This window comes from Lutibacter sp., from assembly GCF_041562875.1.
GTDB lineage: Bacteria > Bacteroidota > Bacteroidia > Flavobacteriales > Flavobacteriaceae > Lutibacter.
Genome location: NZ_JBFFOE010000188.1, coordinates 1 through 1818, shown reverse-complemented (window position 1 = coordinate 1818; position 1818 = coordinate 1). Strand labels below are relative to the sequence as shown.

The following is a 1818-nucleotide window of genomic DNA, read 5'->3' as shown; positions in this document are numbered from 1 at the left end:
TTCCACTATTAATAAAGTCCATATCTTCTGCTATTAATACTTTTTGAAACATAACAATTATTTTTTAAAATCAATAAATGCCTTAAAGCCATTATTTAAGGTCGTTTCAAAAGTAATAATTCCATTAATAGATTTTATACGGGTTTCCACATTGTTAAGACCATTTTTAAAATTGAGACTTTCCATATTTAATCCAATTCCATTGTCAGAATAATTGATGTAAAAGTGGTTTTTATCATTTTTAAAAGTAATGGCTACCAATGAAGCCTTACTATGTTTACTCATATTCACCATTAATTCTTGCAAAATTCTATATACCTCAATTTGTTTGTCTTTTGATAATTCAGCTATTTCAACTTTATGAATATCTTTTACAATAATGGTAGTTTTGTCAGAATTAAAACTAGTTAACATCGTTTTTAAGAAATGCTCAAACTTTTCTCCAGTTTCAACAGTATTGTTTTCATGAGAAATATTACGAGTTAGTAAATACACCTTTTCCAAATCATTTAATAACTGTTCTTTAGGTTCTTCTGTATATTGAACCTTATTCATAATATTTACCACATTATTAGCAACTTCATCATGAATTTTTTTTGCAATGCGAGTTTCTGTTTTATAAACCTCAGTTCGTTTTTCTTGCTGGTGCTTTTGTTTTCTGTAGTATACAAAAAATAATAACCCAACTACAACTGAACCACTTGAAACAGCTCCAATAATATTTTGGGTCTTTTCTTTTTCTAATTCTAATTTACTAGCTGATTGGGCAATTTTTAATTGTAAGTTATCTTCACGGTTTTTTTCACTATCATATTTTATTTTAGCAAATTGATTTTTGGCTTTTTGTTTTGAATTTTGCAAACTATCATTTAAATGGATGTAAGTAGCATAATACTTTTTTGCTTTTTCTGAATTTTCTAATTCTATCAATTTTTGTAATGCTTCTAATTGATCTGGTGTACTTTTTTGATTGATTGCCACATCGTACATTTTGGAAGCATAAGATAAAGCCGTTTTAGGATTTAAGTTTTCATAATATGTTGAAAGATGTGCATAACTGGCAATTAATCCCCATAAATTATTTTCTTGTAATCGCATTTCTAATGCTTTTTCTAACTCAGGCAACACATTTTCTTTCTTTTTTGCCAACCATTTAGTATATGCTAGATTATCAATAATAGTAGCTCTACTTCTATGATTCTTTAAATCTACTTTACTTAAACTATCTAAAATAGTTATTGACTTATCATATTTTTCTAAATATCGAAATGCATTTGCTTTGTTTTGTAGGTAACTTATTTTATCTGTATTATTTATTGATATATTAATGGCTTTATCATACCAATAAATAGCTTCAATAAAGTTTTTCTGTTCTTGTGCTGAAATAGCAATACAATTATAAACAGCAGTTAAATATTGAAAATTATTTTCATCAAGGTATTTCAACGCCTGTATTGCATTATTATCACTTCCTACATAATCTCCTAAATCTGATTGTATAATTGCCATTTGTGCTAAATTTTCACCAGCTTTTGAACTATCACCAAGTTGTAAATGAATTTCTTTAGATAGGTTATAGCTTAGAAAAGCACTATCTTTTTTAAAGTTTTGACTATAATAATAAGCTAATCTAGAATAATTGCTCCCAATAGAAATTGAGTCATTATCTATTTTTGATTTTTTCAATAATTCTTTTGAAATATAAACGGCACTATCATATTGTTTTAAATAACCAAATAAGTGAATTTTATAAGCTAGAATTCCTTTAATTCGTGTGTCAGATTTATTAATTCCTATTTTTCGGAAAGCGCTGTTTGC

General features: G+C 26.7%; 1 protein-coding gene. It reads right to left on the bottom strand.

Going from position 1 to position 1818, the window contains the following annotated elements:
- Nucleotides 1-57: 57 nt before the first annotated feature.
- Nucleotides 58-1818: hypothetical protein (locus ABY863_RS13530; protein WP_372795710.1), on the bottom strand; the 1761-nt coding region annotated here is incomplete at its 5' end.